Source organism: Caldisphaera lagunensis DSM 15908 (assembly GCF_000317795.1).
GTDB classification, from domain to species: Archaea; Thermoproteota; Thermoprotei_A; order Sulfolobales; family Acidilobaceae; genus Caldisphaera; species Caldisphaera lagunensis.
Map to the genome: position 1 here is coordinate 1 of NC_019791.1, position 15,502 is coordinate 15,502.

General features: G+C 31.1%; 18 protein-coding genes. 12 read left to right on the plus strand and 6 right to left on the minus strand.

Features of this window, described 5'->3' with window-relative positions:
* Window positions 1–63 precede the first annotated feature (63 nt).
* From CALAG_RS00005 to CALAG_RS00015, 3 genes are read left to right on the plus strand one after another with little or no spacing between them, the layout of a single operon-like run.
* Complete coding sequence (locus CALAG_RS00005; protein ID WP_015231695.1) at window positions 64–1,299, plus strand: Cdc6/Cdc18 family protein; 1,236 nt, start codon at window positions 64–66, stop codon at window positions 1,297–1,299.
* Window positions 1,271–1,840: an endonuclease dU gene (locus CALAG_RS00010; protein WP_015231696.1), complete on the plus strand. Its 570-nt coding sequence runs from the start codon at window positions 1,271–1,273 to the stop codon at window positions 1,838–1,840. Before CALAG_RS00005 ends, CALAG_RS00010 begins: the two co-directional genes overlap by 29 nt.
* Window positions 1,841–1,897: 57 nt before the next feature.
* Complete coding sequence (locus CALAG_RS00015) at window positions 1,898–2,806, plus strand: MBL fold metallo-hydrolase (protein ID WP_015231697.1); 909 nt, start codon at window positions 1,898–1,900, stop codon at window positions 2,804–2,806.
* Between the two features lie 24 nt (window positions 2,807–2,830).
* Here CALAG_RS00015 and CALAG_RS00020 read toward each other — a convergent pair whose 3' ends face one another.
* Window positions 2,831–3,001, minus strand: coding sequence for a chromatin protein Cren7 (locus CALAG_RS00020; RefSeq protein ID WP_015231698.1), 171 nt, complete (start codon window positions 2,999–3,001; stop codon window positions 2,831–2,833).
* A gap of 218 nt (window positions 3,002–3,219) precedes the next feature.
* Between CALAG_RS00020 and CALAG_RS07965 the strand changes: the two genes are divergently transcribed.
* A complete protein-coding gene (locus CALAG_RS07965) occupies window positions 3,220–3,372 on the plus strand; it encodes a hypothetical protein (protein ID WP_015231699.1) in 153 nt (50 codons plus the stop codon).
* Here CALAG_RS07965 and CALAG_RS00025 read toward each other — a convergent pair.
* Window positions 3,353–4,777, minus strand: a complete 1,425-nt coding sequence (locus CALAG_RS00025) for a threonyl-tRNA synthetase editing domain-containing protein (protein ID WP_157463131.1) — start codon at window positions 4,775–4,777, stop codon at window positions 3,353–3,355. The genes CALAG_RS07965 and CALAG_RS00025 overlap by 20 nt on opposite strands.
* Window positions 4,778–4,944: 167 nt before the next feature.
* Here CALAG_RS00025 and radA point away from each other — a divergent pair, with 167 nt between their 5' ends.
* The 4 genes from radA (at window position 4,945) to CALAG_RS00045 (ending at window position 8,235) form a co-directional block, all read left to right on the plus strand.
* Window positions 4,945–5,928 (plus strand): DNA repair and recombination protein RadA, encoded by a 984-nt coding sequence (radA, locus tag CALAG_RS00030; RefSeq protein ID WP_015231701.1) that lies wholly within the window; start codon window positions 4,945–4,947, stop codon window positions 5,926–5,928.
* Between the two features lie 71 nt (window positions 5,929–5,999).
* Window positions 6,000–6,653 carry an A24 family peptidase gene (locus tag CALAG_RS00035; RefSeq protein WP_015231702.1) on the plus strand — a complete coding sequence of 218 codons (654 nt, stop codon included), beginning with the start codon at window positions 6,000–6,002 and terminating at the stop codon, window positions 6,651–6,653.
* A gap of 15 nt (window positions 6,654–6,668) precedes the next feature.
* Window positions 6,669–7,214: an HIT family protein gene (locus CALAG_RS00040; protein ID WP_015231703.1), complete on the plus strand. Its 546-nt coding sequence runs from the start codon at window positions 6,669–6,671 to the stop codon at window positions 7,212–7,214.
* Window positions 7,204–8,235 carry a DHH family phosphoesterase gene (locus CALAG_RS00045; protein ID WP_015231704.1) on the plus strand — a complete coding sequence of 344 codons (1,032 nt, stop codon included), beginning with the start codon at window positions 7,204–7,206 and terminating at the stop codon, window positions 8,233–8,235. The genes CALAG_RS00040 and CALAG_RS00045 overlap by 11 nt, the downstream gene beginning before the upstream one ends.
* A 2-nt stretch (window positions 8,236–8,237) precedes the next feature.
* Here CALAG_RS00045 and CALAG_RS07975 read toward each other — a convergent pair whose 3' ends face one another.
* Entirely contained in the window at window positions 8,238–8,609 is a 372-nt protein-coding gene (locus tag CALAG_RS07975) for a 50S ribosomal protein L38e (protein ID WP_015231705.1), read from the minus strand.
* A 43-nt stretch (window positions 8,610–8,652) separates the two neighbouring features.
* Entirely contained in the window at window positions 8,653–10,326 is a 1,674-nt protein-coding gene (locus tag CALAG_RS00055; RefSeq protein ID WP_048816621.1) for an acyl CoA:acetate/3-ketoacid CoA transferase, read from the minus strand.
* Window positions 10,327–10,415: 89 nt separating this feature from the next.
* Here CALAG_RS00055 and CALAG_RS00060 point away from each other — a divergent pair, with 89 nt between their 5' ends.
* Complete coding sequence (locus CALAG_RS00060) at window positions 10,416–11,129, plus strand: phosphoglycolate phosphatase (protein ID WP_015231707.1); 714 nt, start codon at window positions 10,416–10,418, stop codon at window positions 11,127–11,129.
* Between the two features lie 89 nt (window positions 11,130–11,218).
* Here the strand turns inward: CALAG_RS00060 and CALAG_RS00065 are convergent, their stop codons facing one another.
* Window positions 11,219–12,496 (minus strand): MBL fold metallo-hydrolase, encoded by a 1,278-nt coding sequence (locus tag CALAG_RS00065; RefSeq protein ID WP_015231708.1) that lies wholly within the window; start codon window positions 12,494–12,496, stop codon window positions 11,219–11,221.
* 180 nt (window positions 12,497–12,676) lie between these two features.
* On the opposite strand from CALAG_RS00065, the gene CALAG_RS00070 reads away from it, so the two are divergent.
* Window positions 12,677–13,030 carry a nascent polypeptide-associated complex protein gene (locus CALAG_RS00070; protein ID WP_015231709.1) on the plus strand — a complete coding sequence of 118 codons (354 nt, stop codon included), beginning with the start codon at window positions 12,677–12,679 and terminating at the stop codon, window positions 13,028–13,030.
* Here CALAG_RS00070 and CALAG_RS00075 read toward each other — a convergent pair.
* Window positions 13,005–13,757, minus strand: a complete 753-nt coding sequence (locus CALAG_RS00075) for a helix-turn-helix domain-containing protein (protein WP_015231710.1) — start codon at window positions 13,755–13,757, stop codon at window positions 13,005–13,007. The two genes, CALAG_RS00070 and CALAG_RS00075, sit on opposite strands and share 26 nt — an antisense overlap.
* A gap of 183 nt (window positions 13,758–13,940) precedes the next feature.
* Here CALAG_RS00075 and CALAG_RS00080 point away from each other — a divergent pair, with 183 nt between their 5' ends.
* Together CALAG_RS00080 and CALAG_RS00085 are read left to right on the plus strand one after the other, a co-directional pair.
* A complete protein-coding gene (locus CALAG_RS00080; protein WP_015231711.1) occupies window positions 13,941–14,798 on the plus strand; it encodes a sulfite exporter TauE/SafE family protein in 858 nt (285 codons plus the stop codon).
* Between the two features lie 5 nt (window positions 14,799–14,803).
* Window positions 14,804–15,187 carry a DUF1634 domain-containing protein gene (locus CALAG_RS00085; protein ID WP_048816622.1) on the plus strand — a complete coding sequence of 128 codons (384 nt, stop codon included), beginning with the start codon at window positions 14,804–14,806 and terminating at the stop codon, window positions 15,185–15,187.
* Window positions 15,188–15,502 lie beyond the last annotated feature (315 nt).

The window sequence follows — 15,502 nt, forward strand, 5'->3', positions numbered from 1 at the left end:
TATTTTAGGTGAACTGCCCTTAAATTTTTCCTATTTATTATTTCCTATGGATCAGGTGGAAAAATGTCAGAAATTGATGATATATTCAATGCAGCATATAAGCCAAGAGTATTTAAAAGGAGAGAAGTATTATTACCTGATTATGTACCAGAATTTCTTCCTCATAGAGATGATGAAACAAAAAGGGTAGCCCTAACATTATCACCTGCTTTAAGGATGGAAAGACCTAGTAATATCTTTATTTATGGTTTAACAGGCACAGGAAAAACAGCTGTGACCAAATTTGTATTAAGAAAACTAGAAGAAAATGCTAAACAAAAGGGTATCAAAGTTGGTTATATTTATGCTAATGTTAGGCATAGAGAAACCCCTTATAGAATATTAGCAGATATAGCAGATTATTTTAATATGAGAATACCTTTTACTGGTTTATCTACAGGTGAAGTTTTTAATAGGATTGTAAAGAAATTAACAAATCTTGAAGGAGTTTATATAATAGTCTTAGATGAAATCGATTTTCTAGTTAAAAAATATGGGGATGATTTATTATACAATTTAACTAGAATTAATGAACAATTAAGCAAGTCAAGAGTTTCCATAATAGGGATAACTAATAGCGTTAAAATGATAGAATCTTTAGATCCTAGAGTTAAAAGCAGCCTAAGTGAAGAAGAAATAGTTTTTTCTCCATATGATGCTAAACAATTGCAAGATATATTAAATCAAAGAGCTGAAGAGGCTTTTAATGAAAGAGCTTTAGATGAGGAAGTTATTCCATTATGTGCAGCATTAGCTGCTAGAGAACATGGTGATGCTAGAAGGGCCTTGGATTTGCTAAGGGTTGCTGGAGAAATTGCTGAAAGAGAAAATAGAAATGTTGTAACAAAAGATGATGTAATGAAGGCAAGAGTTGAAATAGAAAGAGATAGGGTAGGGGATGTAGTAAAAACATTACCTCTTCATGGAAAACTAATAATGACTTCAATATTATTAGCAACTGCTATGGGTAAAGATTATGCGACAACTGGAGATATATATGATAATTACAAAAAATTGATTTCCAAACTTGGATTAGAAGAAATAACATTAAGAAGGGTAAGTGGAATATTAAGTGAACTTGATATGCTAGGTATCATCTCAGGCAGAATAATTAGCAGAGGAAGATATGGGAAAACTAGGGTTATTTCATTGGCGGCAGAAGTTAATGCTATAATACAAGCGCTAAAAGAAGATCCAATGATTGCCGATTTATTGAATGAGGTCAAATATGATGATAATAGAAAAAATAATAGCCTGTGATGATGGTGAAGTTAAAAAGTTAGGATATGGTAAAACCTTAGTCTCATGTATATCATATAAGGAAGTTTGGCCTGAAAATATAAAGATTGGTTTTGTTCATACAGATGGATTAGATGCAACATCAGTATTATCATACCTTATAAAAACCTTGGCAAACAATGAAAAATCTGTTGTTTTATTTGATTCAATAACTATAGCCGGGTTTAATGTTATATCACTACCAGGCATCCAAAAGCTAACTAATTTACCATCAATAGTTATATATAATTATAAGCCATCTATAAAAAATTTGTTAAAGGCATTGAGGCCACATTTTGAGGATAGCTATATTAGAGAACTAGCATTAAATCAGCTAAAAGAAATTAAAAAAATTGAGACAAACAGAGGGGTTTTATACATTGTTAACCGGGGGGTTAACAAAGAAGAAGCAATACAATTGATTAATTCATATCAATTTTACTCAACGATCCCCGAGCCATTAAGAATGTCCCATATAATATCTTCCCACTTATCAAAAATTATTAATCCCTATTTACCATAATCTATTTATAAATAAGTTTTATTAATTTCTTTTAATAAAGGTATTTTGGGGATATGGATGAACAAATATGAGAAATTTGGTGATTTATTCATAGTTGATGTTTCTCCTGGAGATTTACATGGTATAGTTTCTTCCTTTATTTTAGTAGATGATAAGGTTACAATTATTGAACCTGGACCTGCAAGTCAATATAATAAATTGAAAAATGCTTTATTAGATTTAAATCTAAAACCTGATATAATAATATCAACACATATTCATTTAGATCATGCAGGCTCTACCGGGCATTTAATAAATGATTATCCTAATGCTAAAGCATATGTTCATCCAAAGGGTGCAAAGCATATTATTGATCCTTCCCAATTGTGGGACGCTGCAAATAAGTTTTCAAAGCTTTTAGCAGATAATTATGGAAAGCCATTACCAGTTAAAGAATCTAATGTGATTGTTCCAGATGATTATTCAGAAATTAATATTGGAAAACATAAGGTTAAATTTATATATACTCCAGGCCATGCAAGCCATCATATGAGCATATTATTATATCCAGAAAATATAATTTTCACAGGAGATTCGGCAGGAGGCATCTTTAATTTTAAAAGCGGTAAGGTATATGCAATTACCTCACCAACACCATTTAAGCCAATACAATACTTAGAAAGTTTAGAAAAAATGAAGTCATTTAAACCAAAGTATATAGCTCCTACACATTATGGAATACATGAAAATGGTTATGAATATTTGGAAATAGGAGTTGATAGAACGAAATTGTGGCTTGATGTTATAAATGAAGATTTAGCTAAAGGTGTTGAGGATTTAAATAAAATTGTTAAAGATTTAATGGATGCTGATAAAGACTTTATGAATGCAGTTAATGAGAATATACAATTCTTTACCGATGGCTTTCTAATAGAATCTGTTAAAGGAATGATAAATGCTATAAAAAATGGAGACTACAAAAAATAAAAAATAAATTTTAAAATTAAATATTTACTCTACCTTGGCTCTGAAGTATTTTCCTGTTTCCGGACTCTTGAATAAACCTATTTTAACGCCCTTTCCTTTCTTGGGCGCTAATGTCCATACTTTTATTGGTGTTAATGTAACTTCCTTACCAGTTGTGGGATCCTTAACCTTTACAGGCGGTAACTTAGACGACATGTTTCCTCACTATGCTATAAGTTATATCATGGATATTTATAAATTTTTTCTTTTAAAAAGTAGGATGTACTAAAATAAAAGATTCAGTTTTGTATTATCAATTAACCATTTTATTAAATACTTAAAAAAATTTTTTAAAAAAATATGGAAAAAGTAGTTTTATAAGATATTTTTAATTCTCTTCTAACATTTTTCATTAGGAAAACAAGGTGGAATAAATGACAAAATGGAAGTTAAGATGCAAGGAATGCAAAAATGAATGGGTATTACCAGTAAGTTTTGAAATAGATAAAATGAAGAATTTTTATCATTATTGCCCTTACTGCAAGAAAAACACTTTTCATGAACCAGTTAAGAAACTGGAGGATTAAGGTATTTATTTAAAGGACCTTCCGATTTTAAAAGCTCAATTTCATTGTAAAATTCATCTAGTGTTAAAACTTCTTGGGAACCCTGTTTCCACCTTTTCCTTACATTTACTGTATTAGATTCTTTCTCTTTATCACCAACTACTACGATCATTGGGACCCAAGATTTTCCCGCTACCCTGATTCTAGTTCCTAAACTCTTAGAAGGAGGATCATAATAAACTCTAATACCTTTTGAATTTAATTCATTAAATATGTTTTTTGCGTATTCTTCATGTGATTCCTTTACAGGTATTATGGCAACCTGATAAGGAGATAACCAAAATGGCAAACTTGGTGTTATACCATTATCTGCTAAGATTAAACCATAATCAATTAAAGAAGAAATTATATTTCTTATTGGCCCAATAAAGGTTAATGAATTCCCTCTTACATTACCATATCCACCCAATAAAACAAACCCATTATTTCTTGACTTATATAGAATTAAATTTAAATCGTAATCAATGTCATAATTAATGTTAAATCCTTCGCTAGATGATGCTTTTATTTCAGATAATTTATTACTTATGCCATTAATTATATTGTTAAATTCCTTATCAAAATCATCCTTTTTGCTAATTTTTGGCAATAACAATATATCACTTCCTGGTATGAATCCTTGAATTGATGCTCCATGGTCTTTTAAATATCTTCCATAATCTAAAACAGACTTTATAATTGATGATAGACCATCAATTCCATAGATCTCTTTATGATTACCATGTTTAATCTCTAGATTTTCTTCATTGTTTTCCTTAATTAAAAATTCCATAAAAGTATCTATCATAAATTTGCCTATATTATTTATCCCATCGCTAAGTATGCCGAATTTTTCTTGGGCGCCTATTGATTCATTATCCCAAGGATTGTTAATTAATAGAGAACTATCAAGAAGTTTATTATTTATTGCATCTTGTATTGATAGTTTATTTTGATCTTTAATATAAAATGGTCCCTTAGGAGGGGTAATTGTTCTAGATAGTTCACACATAGGATGCCCAGGACATGTAATGCTAAAACCTTTATACCAACCAAATGGTGCTCTATTTACATTAAATCCCATTTTCTTTAACTCATCTTCAATTGATTTTAGAACATTAATTGCTTTGTTTGGCTCTGCCAGGCTTGGTGATAAATGAGCAAAAGGATAAATTACTATACAATTTAATTTGAATCTATTTGCATGTTGGGCTAATTCTAAGGCTGCTTCATGAGACAAATCAGGAGTATCATCTTCTTCAACGCTTATAAAACCTGCGACACATTCATTTCCTTCATATTTTGAAGGAGGATCTGGAGGGTTTTCTATAGCTTCTTCAACAGCCCAATATTTTATTTCTCTTAGATGAATCATTAAAATTCTCATTTAATGCACCATTTAGATTAGTTTCTGTAGAAATATTAATATATTCACTGAGGAGGGAACAAACTAAATCTAAATGTAATATAGAATTATATCATCACTTACAACACAAATAATGTAATATAAAATTATAGCTTTTAATAGCTATTTAGTTAATTGAGGATGGTAAGATGTCGGAAGAAAATACTAATAATGAACAAGAGAAGGCTAGGCCAAAAGATATAACTGATCTACCAGGAGTAGGGCCTAATACGGCTCAAAAATTAATAGAATCAGGATATACTAGTATTGAGGCAATAGCTGTTGCAACTCCTCAAGAAATTGCCCAAGTAACTGGGATTCCATTACCCTCAGCCCAAAAAATTGTAAGCGCTGCAAGGGAAACATTAGATATCAAATTTAGAACCGCATTAGAATTGAAGAAAGAAAGGTTGAATATACATAAGATAACAACGGGAAGTAAGAGCTTGGATGACTTATTGGGAGGAGGAATTGAAACTAGGGATATGACAGAGTTTTTTGGGGAATATGGAACAGGTAAAACACAGATATGCCATGCTTTAGCTGTTAATGTTCAATTACCAGAGGATAAAGGAGGATTAAATGCTAAGGCTGTTTATATTGATACTGAAGGCACATTTAGATGGGAGAGAATAGAACAAATTGCAAGAGGTTTAAATTTGGATCCAGATAAGGTTATGGAAAACATTTATTGGATAAGAGCTGTTAATTCCCATCACCAAATGGCAATAGTAGATCAATTATATGATATGCTTTCTAAGGATAATGTAAAGCTTGTAATAGTAGATTCATTAACAAGTCATTTTAGAGCTGAGTTCCCAGGAAGAGAAAATTTGGCTATGAGACAGCAATTATTGAATAAGCATCTTCATCAACTAATTAGACTATCTGAAATATATGATATAGCAGTTGTAGTTACGAACCAAGTTATGGCAAGGCCTGACGTGTTTTATGGAGATCCAACATCTGCTGTTGGAGGAAATATAGTAGCACATGCCCCAGGAGTAAGAGTTCAATTGAAAAGAAGTAGAGGAAACAAAAGAATAGCAAGAATTGTTGATGCCCCTCATTTGCCAGAGGGTGAGACCGTATTTGTAATAACCGAATATGGAATTAAAGATGCTGAAGATTAAGATCAAACTTATTTAATTATGCCCATTTAAATATAAATTATTAAATATGTTATTTGGATCAAGGGGAGAAATTGATAATATTAAAAGTCATGCAATATTTTTTAATAATGCTAGCCTTTGCAATATTTATACCTGCCTCCATTTTAGATATAAAGTATAGAGAAGTACCTTTATGGTTATGGTATGTTGGCTCTAAAATTGGTATAGTTTTTTCGTTAATTTCATTCTCATTTTATTATTCTATACAAACACTTGTTATCTATTATTTAATAAGCATATTCAGCGTTTTGGGATTATTTATAGCTTATATTATTGGTCATATGGGAGCAGGGGATATGTGGGCTTCTATATTTCTTGCATTATCTTTACCAATAAATCCATTTGGTGGTATATTTCCCCCCATAATTTTAACTCTTTTAATTGCATCCATATTAGAGTTGATAACAAGGACTTTCCTAACTTTAAGGGAGTGCAAAGGATTTAATAAAAGATGCTTTTCTGCTGCCCCAATTAAAGCAAGGGATCTTTTATCAATGAAAAAATATAAATGGTATTTTGCTCAAACCTCTACAAAAAATATTTCTGTAGATGAACCTCATGAAACAATAATAGAAGAATGCAATGGAAATCTTGATAACATAGTTTGGGCTCAACCCGGTCTCCCATATATATTATTTATATTAATAAGTCTTCCGGTCTCTCTTATACTAGGTGCTATAATATAATTAGGTGTTAAAACAATGGAATGGGCTGAAAAATGGTATGATAATCTCTGGGCACCATGGAGGATGAGTTATATAAAAAATTTTTCTGGAACAAAAAATGAAGAAAAAAATGAAAAGAATAAGTGCATTTTCTGCGAAGCACAAAAACTAGATATGAAAGAAGCATTAGTAGTATTTAAAGGAAAATTTTCATTTATAATTCTTAATAAATTTCCTTATAATTCAGGTCATCTAATGATAGCCCCATATAGGCATGTTGGAAATTTAACTGAATTAAATGATGATGAAATGTTGGAAATATCAAAATTAATAAAAGTTTCAATAGATGCTTTAACTAAAGCATACAAGCCGGAGGGATTTAATATAGGGGTAAATATTGGAGAAGCTGCTGGGGCAGGAGTTCCAGGGCATGTACATATACACATTGTTCCTAGATGGAAAGGTGATGCTAATTACATAACAATTATAGGAGGGGTTAAGGTAGTCCCTCAGTCTTTAGAAGAAACTTATAATATATTAAAACCTTTAATTGAGGAGGTATCAAGAAATCTTGGGCTCTAATAATGTAAATAAAATTTATATAATTACTCATAATGATTTAGATGGCATGGGAGGGGCTGCATCAATTTTAAGGATATTAGGCAAAAAACTAAATGATTCTGTAATAATTTTTGCTGAACCATATAATGTAGAAAATGCTATTGAGGGAATTATAGATTCTGTAAATAAGGGAGATTATTTATTTCTTGTTGATATAGGATCTAATAAAAATAATATTAGTTATGTTTACAACTACTTCAAAGAAATAAGTAAAAAAGGTGTTGAAATATATTGGTTCGATCACCATGTATGGGAAGATAAAGATATACAATTAATTAAATCTATAGGTGTAAATGTAATTGTAGATACTAGCACATGCGGAACTGGAGTTGCAATTAAATATGCATCAAAAATATTTGAGAAAAATATAGATGATTTCTTGGAAAAATTAGAAAAGGCTATTTGTGCATCAGATATTTGGAAATGGGACGATGAGCTTGGAGCAAAGCTATTTAGAGCTACCTATGCAAACGGAGGTTTAAATGGGCTAGAATGGAAATTCAAGGTAATAGATAAATTTATTAATGGAATTATTTGGGACGAGGAATTGGAAGAACATTTAAGATATTATATTAGGAAAGAGCTGGAAGGCTATGATAGAATATTGTCTACATTAAAAACTTATGGAAACTCATGCAAGGTATCCGGTGTTTTTAAAGATACTGATATTCCATCAGACAGTATTGTTGGAGCTATGATATTATCTAGATCTAATAGTGATATTGCGGTTATAATAAAGAAGAAGGGGTTTAATTTGGTAAGTCTTTCATTAAGGAGTAGAGATAAGGCTAATGTGCAATTAATTGCAAAAAGTCTAGGTGGAGGAGGCCATCCAAAGGCTTCTGGAGCTTCTATGAATATTCCATTATATGTTTCTCTTATTTCATTGTTTGATAAATCATTTTTAATAAAATATGTTATTAAAAACATATATTCTTTGGCATTAAATAATAATTCTTGTTTATTAAATAAGAAGAATTAAATTTATTGGTTTTCTTCCTTCTTTTCTTCACTTGCAATATTTGTTTGAGTTTTCTCCTCTTCTTTAGTCTCTTTCTTCTCCTCTCCTCCTTTTACTTCCTCTTTGGCTTCCTCTTTTACTTCCTTTTTCTCCTCTTTCTTCTTTGGTTTTTGTTGTTTTGGTTTTTGTTTATCCAAATCGACTACATTTTTGCAATTAAGTTTTGTTAATATTTCATCAACTTTGTCTTTTTCTACTTTGAATGTATATAAATATTTATTGGTTCTTACTTTTATTTTGGCCATACCATCTTTATTATTTCTTTTAACTCTACATTCTATACCCTTTTGAGCTATTTTTTCTAGCTCTTCCAAGCTTTTTACTTCTATTGGCACATTTAACACCCTGAAAAATAAATGAGATAGTAAATATTAAAAATTATCTTTTAATTGCCTCGATGGCTTCTTCTTTGATTCCCATTCTTCTAGGATAGAATATTCTTTGATCCATAAGTTTTGGCTCTTTTATAATAATTGGTTTAAATTCCATTTTGTTTAATATATCTTTCTCTAAGTCAATCCCAGGCGCTATTTCCAATAATTCTATACCTTCATCAGCCTTCTTAAACACTGCTCTTTCAGTAATATATAAAGCATTTTTGTTGGCTCTGCTTAGTATCTTACCTGAACAACCAACTCTGTAAACTTCTTTAACGAACTTTATTATATCACCATCTTTTATTATTTTTAGTTTACCATCATGGATCTCAATAACTCTATCTCCTGCAGTAAATTCTCCTGCAAAAAAGATCTGTGGAGAACCAGCAGCAATTGCTGGAAAGCCTCCTGGACCTGGCAGTCTTGAAGGCATGATAAATGAATTAACGTTTCCATATTTATCTACTTGCATAAAACCTAAACTGGCTGCATCTATTATTCCTCCTTCATACATGGTAAATTGATCAGGAACAGAGAGGATTGCAAATGGCCCAATAGATGCCCCAAAGTCTGCCCCATATAAAGGTTTACCTCCCCAGGTCCCCGATTCAACAGTTAAAACTATTAAATCTTGAACCTCTTCTTCTACAGCAACATCAGCAACTGTTGCTGGAATACCAACACCTAAATTAACTATTACCTGTCTTCCATATTTCTTTAGCAATTCAAGCAATTCAAGCATTACTCTTCTTGCTATTATTTTTCTGTGATTTAATTCTACTTGAGTTAAGCTTTCTCTGCTTAAAGGGGGTATAATTTTTCCAGAAACTGACGGATCATAATCGAAGCTTGCACTTTGCCAATGATATTCTCTTGGAGAAATAACAACATAATCAACTAATGGGCCAGGAACCTCAACATCTTTTGGATTTATTGATCCATAACGGGCTATTCTTAAAACTTGGGCTATGTTAACTCCTTTATTTGGCATAGCCTTTATTGTTTGAGCTATATTTAGAACTGTGCCATAAGCTGCTTCATCTTCCAAAGAGAGGTTACCCATTTCATCGGCTGTTGTAGCTCTAAGGAGAGCGAACTGAGGTTTTGGTGCCGTATATAATAAAAATTCTTCGCCATCAATATTAATTAAATGTACTTTAACTCTCCTCATCTTTTTTCCTTTTTCATTAATTGCTGTTCCATCGAATCTGGGATCTGCCGTGGTATAGAGACCAACCTTTGTTAAAACACCAGGCCTCCCACTACCTACTTCTCTAAACCAATATGCCATTATTCCTATGCTCCAAGCATATGCATCAAACCATTCCTCTCTAACCATTTTTTGTAAACTTTCGCTCCATCCGTAGTATGGAAAGAGAGTACCATCAATAAAGTCCTCATCTTTTCTTTCATAAATCATTTTTGCAATACGATCAAGCCCTCTTCCAGGAGCGCCTGGAAAAGTATCACTGATAAGGAACAATTTTTTGGGATGGCCAGTTTTTATATATAATTTGTACAGTCTTTCAATTAAAAATTCTGGCGCAGTAATCATATTAAAGCCTGACATTGCAACTATGGAATTATCTGGTATTAAAGATAATATTGTATCCGGATCTTTTACTATTTTTTTACGTGCAAGCTGTTCTATAACTTCTGCCAATAGTTTCACCATGTTTTTAATAGGTTAAGTACTCTTATTAAACTTTAACATTTTAAAATTTAAATTAGATAAAGATTATATTTAAATGAGGTAGATCAAAAATGATAAAATACGTAGCAACTGATGTTGATGGTACACTTACAATAAGAAGAGGAGACGTCAGAATAAGCATTGAAGCAATAAATGGAATTAGGCTATTAGAATCTAATGGAATTAAAGTTTCATTAATATCAGGGAATTCCTTACCAGTTACATTAGGTTTAAGGGGTTATATTGGTGCATCAGGACCTGCAATTGCAGAAAATGGTTGTATAATTTATTTTCATGGATATAAACACATATGTAATAAAACACCTCCTGATGAATTAAAGGACATAGCGTTAAAGATGGGACTTATAGAGAGCTGGCAAAATAAATTTAGATTTCACGATTTAGCTTTTTTTATACCTAGAAATATGGATAAAAGCAAAATAAAAGATTTAATTAATGAAATTGAAAAAAATTCTAACAAATATGGATTTAAAGTATTGTGGAGCGGCTATGCATTGCATATATTGCCAGAAATGGGTGGTAAAGGGTTTGGAGTAAAGATTGCAAGTGAATTGCTTGGGTTTAAAGAAGAAGAAGTAGCTACAATAGGTGATGGTGAAAACGATTTGGATATGCTTAATTTTGGTATTTTATCAGCTTGTCCTAGTGATGCATCAGAAGAAGTAAAGAAAACTGTAAAATATGTTGCTAGTAAACCAGGAGGTGAAGGTTTTTTAGAAATAGCTAATTACATATTAAAAATAAACAATCAAAATTCAGGTTAAAATCTTCTTCATAGCCACCGGCTCAGCACTCGGCAAATTCCACATCTACTTAATTTTTGCTAGCGGAAGATAATATTTTATAAGAAATTTTAAGTATTACTTATATTTATTTCATCCCCATTGTCTGGTATTATTATATCTAGATTGGTATTATGGTTTCTTATTTCTTCTGCTAATGATTTTTGCCCTTCAGGCTCTCCATGTACTAATATAACTCTTTGAATTCCCTGTATAGATTTTATTGTTTCTAATATTCCTCTTCTATCAGTATGACTTGAAAAATCAAACCATTCAACCCTTGCCTTTACTTCAACTTTTGTATTTCCATCGTAATAACTTCCTGTTTCTAGTATATCTCTACCAGGAGTTTTTTCAGCTTGATAGCTTACCATAAAAACTGCATTTCTAGGATTATGAGCTAATTTTTTAAGGTAATAGAGACTAGGCCCTCCTTTCATCATGCCAGCGCTAGCAATAATTACTCCAGGTTGTTTTAAAGCTTTTCTTCTATCATTCCACCCTTTAACTAATCTTTGCTCTTGCATTGCTTTTAATAATAATCCCGGTGATCTTAGATAATTGCTATGTGCAATGTAAAGCTCCGCTATATCTCTTATCATTCCATCAACCCATATATTGTAACCAAAACCTTTTTCTTCTAGCAATGCCATTATCTCTTGTCCTCTAGAAACCCCGAAAGCAGGAACTAATACAATTCCTCCCTTTTCAACAACATCATTGACATCATCTATAAACCTTTTTTCCGTTTCATCCCTTGGAGGATGATTTGATGTTGAATATGTAGATTCTATTATTAATGTATCAGCTTCAACACCATTTAATTTATGGGGATTTTTAAGTTTAGTTTCGATAGTATTCATATCAGCGGTATATAGAATTTTATTATTACTTGTCTCTACTAAAACGCTTGCACTTCCTGGTATATGCCCACTATCCATTAATGTAACTTGAAAATCTCCATATTCATAAGGTTTTTCATAATCCATTGTTTCTGCTGAAGTTAACATATCATTAACGCTTTGTTCATCAAATGGTAAATAGGGACCATTAAGCTTAATCATATCCATTAAGAGTATTTTGCTTACGTCCAAAGTTAATGGTGTTGCGCCAATTTTAGGCATTATTGATATATATAATGATGGTGCTGCTCCAATGTGATCTAAATGACTATGAGTTAATATTACAACATCTATATCTTTTGGCCTTACATGAAGAGGAAATATAGGCCTATCATCTTCATCAAAATTTACACCATAGTCTAATAATACTGATCTACTATTTTCTTCTATTAAAATTCCTGCTCTTCCTACTTCTTTGCCACTTCCTAATATTTTTATTTTAGTCATTGTTTTTACATGCCTCGATTTTTATCCTATTTTATACTTAATAATTGAGCTTAATATTTAATAATATAATACATTTTCTTTCATAGAATATAGTTGAAAATTAAAACATATAATAGAGAAATATATAAATAATTAAATCTTCAATAAATATAGATGGATACTTAATTTAGGCGATGAAAATTGATGGGTATGAATCCAAAAGATTTAAAAAAGGCGATGAAAAGATTAGGTATGGAAATTGAAGAAGTTAAGGCCGAAAAAGTTACAATTGACGAAACCGATGGTTCTAAGTTAATAATTGAAGATCCTCAAGTTATGATAATTAAAGCAAAGAACCAACCCACAATGGTTTACGTAGTTGGAGAACCTAAAAAAGTCGAGGAAACTAAGAAAAAAGAAGAGGTCTCAATTAGTGAAGAAGATATTAATTTAGTTATGGAGCAGGCAAACGTTGATAAGGAAACTGCAAAGAAGGCTTTAATCGAATCAAATGGAGATATCGCTGAGGCTATTCTAAAACTGAAAGGAAGTTAGTCTCATCGCTTCCAGCCTTTGATCTCAATTTTCTAATTAATGTATTTATATCTTTGGCTAGGCTTAATATTAGCGGTAATCCTTCTAATCTAGCCAATTCTATTGCTAAAGGATCAACATATCTTCTAGGGCCATGAATTATAATTATACCAGGTTTAACGAGAGAAACCCTAATTGCTACCATAGGACTTCTTCCAGCAGTAACGTTTGTGAATATTATAGCTCTTTCTGGGGTAGATCCTAAAAGGAAATAAAATTGTGGTCCACTTAATTCGGCAATAGCCCTTATGCTATCTATTAAAGTATAACCATATACTCTAATTGAATCTGCATAATTTGGTGAAAGTAATATTCCATCAACTAAACTTATTAAATCCCCAATAGTAATTGGTTCATTGAATTCCATCATATCAATTATAGCTCTTCTTGGAATGCCTAAGGCCTTTGATAATGCATCTAATTTTTTCCAACCTCTCTGATGATCAATTGTTAGTAATGCTCTAACATATCTTTGTATGAATTTGGCCCCAGGAACTCTTCTACCTTTTTCATAATCGCTTATAACGCTTGCTGAAACTCCCATTATTCTAGCAACCTCTAGTTGTGAAACCTCAAAATAATCTCTCCATTTTTTTAAACCTATATTAGGATTATTACTATAAACTATATCACCTGATATCCTTCTTGCTATTAAATCCGCTATAAAATTTTGAAAAGATTCTTCCACTTCTGCCCTCTTATTATATATAAAAACAATCCTTATAAAATGTTAAATTGATAAATCTAATAATATTATAAGATAAAAAATAAATATTTAAAAGATACATAATTAATATCATATATAAACTAACAGATTAATTTTTTATATTGCATCGTTTACCGGTTATTAAGAAGAGGTGGCAAATATTAAATGCTCGAGCTATTATACTTTGCATTATTGGCGTTGGCGAGCATAGTATCAGGCTTCTTAGGATCTCTTGTTGGACTAGGTGGAGGGACCTTTTTAGTACCAATCTATACATTATATTTAGGAGTTCCAATAATTTACGCAACTGGAGCTAGCTTAATATCAACTATAGCAACATCAAGTGGTGCGGGAAGCGCATATGTTAAAGATAGAATAACTAATGTTAAATTAGGTATGGGACTGGAAGTCGCGACATCTGGAGGAGCTATTATAGGTTCATTAATTGCAACATGGGTTTACCAACATCATTTAGCATCCATAATATACATTGTTTTCGGTATTGTTTTACTTATACAAATATATTTTCAACTGGAAAGGTCAAAATTTGAAATTCCCAAACCCATGAAACCAGATAGGACAACCAAGTTTTTCAAACTATATGGAGAATATCATGATTATGCGCTTAAACAAGATGTAAAATATTATGGAGTAAGATGGTGGTTAGGAGAAATAATAATGTTTTTTGCAGGTATGATATCAGGTTTATTGGGTATTGGATCAGGTGCTTTAAAGGTATTAGGTATGGATTGGGCAATGAATTTACCCATGAAAGTCAGTACTACAACTAGTAACTTTATGATTGGAGTAACTGCAGCAACTGGTAGCTCAATATATTGGGTGCATGGATACATTCAACCTATATTAGCAGGAATAACAGCTTTAGGAGTACTTCTTGGATCGTTTGCTGGAACAAAGGTTTTGCCAGGTATGAAAAATAAAACAATAAGATATGTTTTTACGGCAATATTAGCATTCTTAGGAGTAGAAATGATATTGAGAGGTTTAGGTATAATAAGGTGAGAGAAATGGTAGAATTCGAAGATGTTATAGGATGGGCATTAAGGATAGGAGTTATTATTTCAGCTATACTAATAATATTCGGTTTTGCATTATTAATAATACATAATGGGGCATATCCTTATACTTTAAACCAACTTATTAATCCAAAATCTAATATAAATACCAAAACTATAGGATTTAACAGCATAATATCAGGAATAATGAGCTTTAATGGTCTTGATTTAATAATGTTAGGTCTAGTAGTATTAATAGCAACACCAGTTCTGAGAGTTTTTATAGGAATAATACAGTTCGCTAGAGAAAAGGATTATCTATATACAATTATTACTATAATAGTGTTCTTCAATTTAATGTTTGCTATATTTATAATTCCACATATAGTGAAATAATTCTACTTTATTTATAGAATAAATTTTTAGTGTGATTCTATTATAAGTATTCTTTTAAAATCTTATTTGATAAAATTAGTAATGATATTTCTAAGAATAGATTAAATAAAATAGACTGTTCATGTATAAAGAAACATGCTATTGGAGTCTTATAGATATAATGCTGTTGAGAAATACAAAAAAAATTGCTCAATCGATAGCTAATAAAGAAAATATTAATAAGAGGCAAGGTTATATATGAATATAATGATCATTTCTTTAAACACAATTAATTGTGAACTTACCAAGGAACAATGAATTATAAGAAAATAAGTT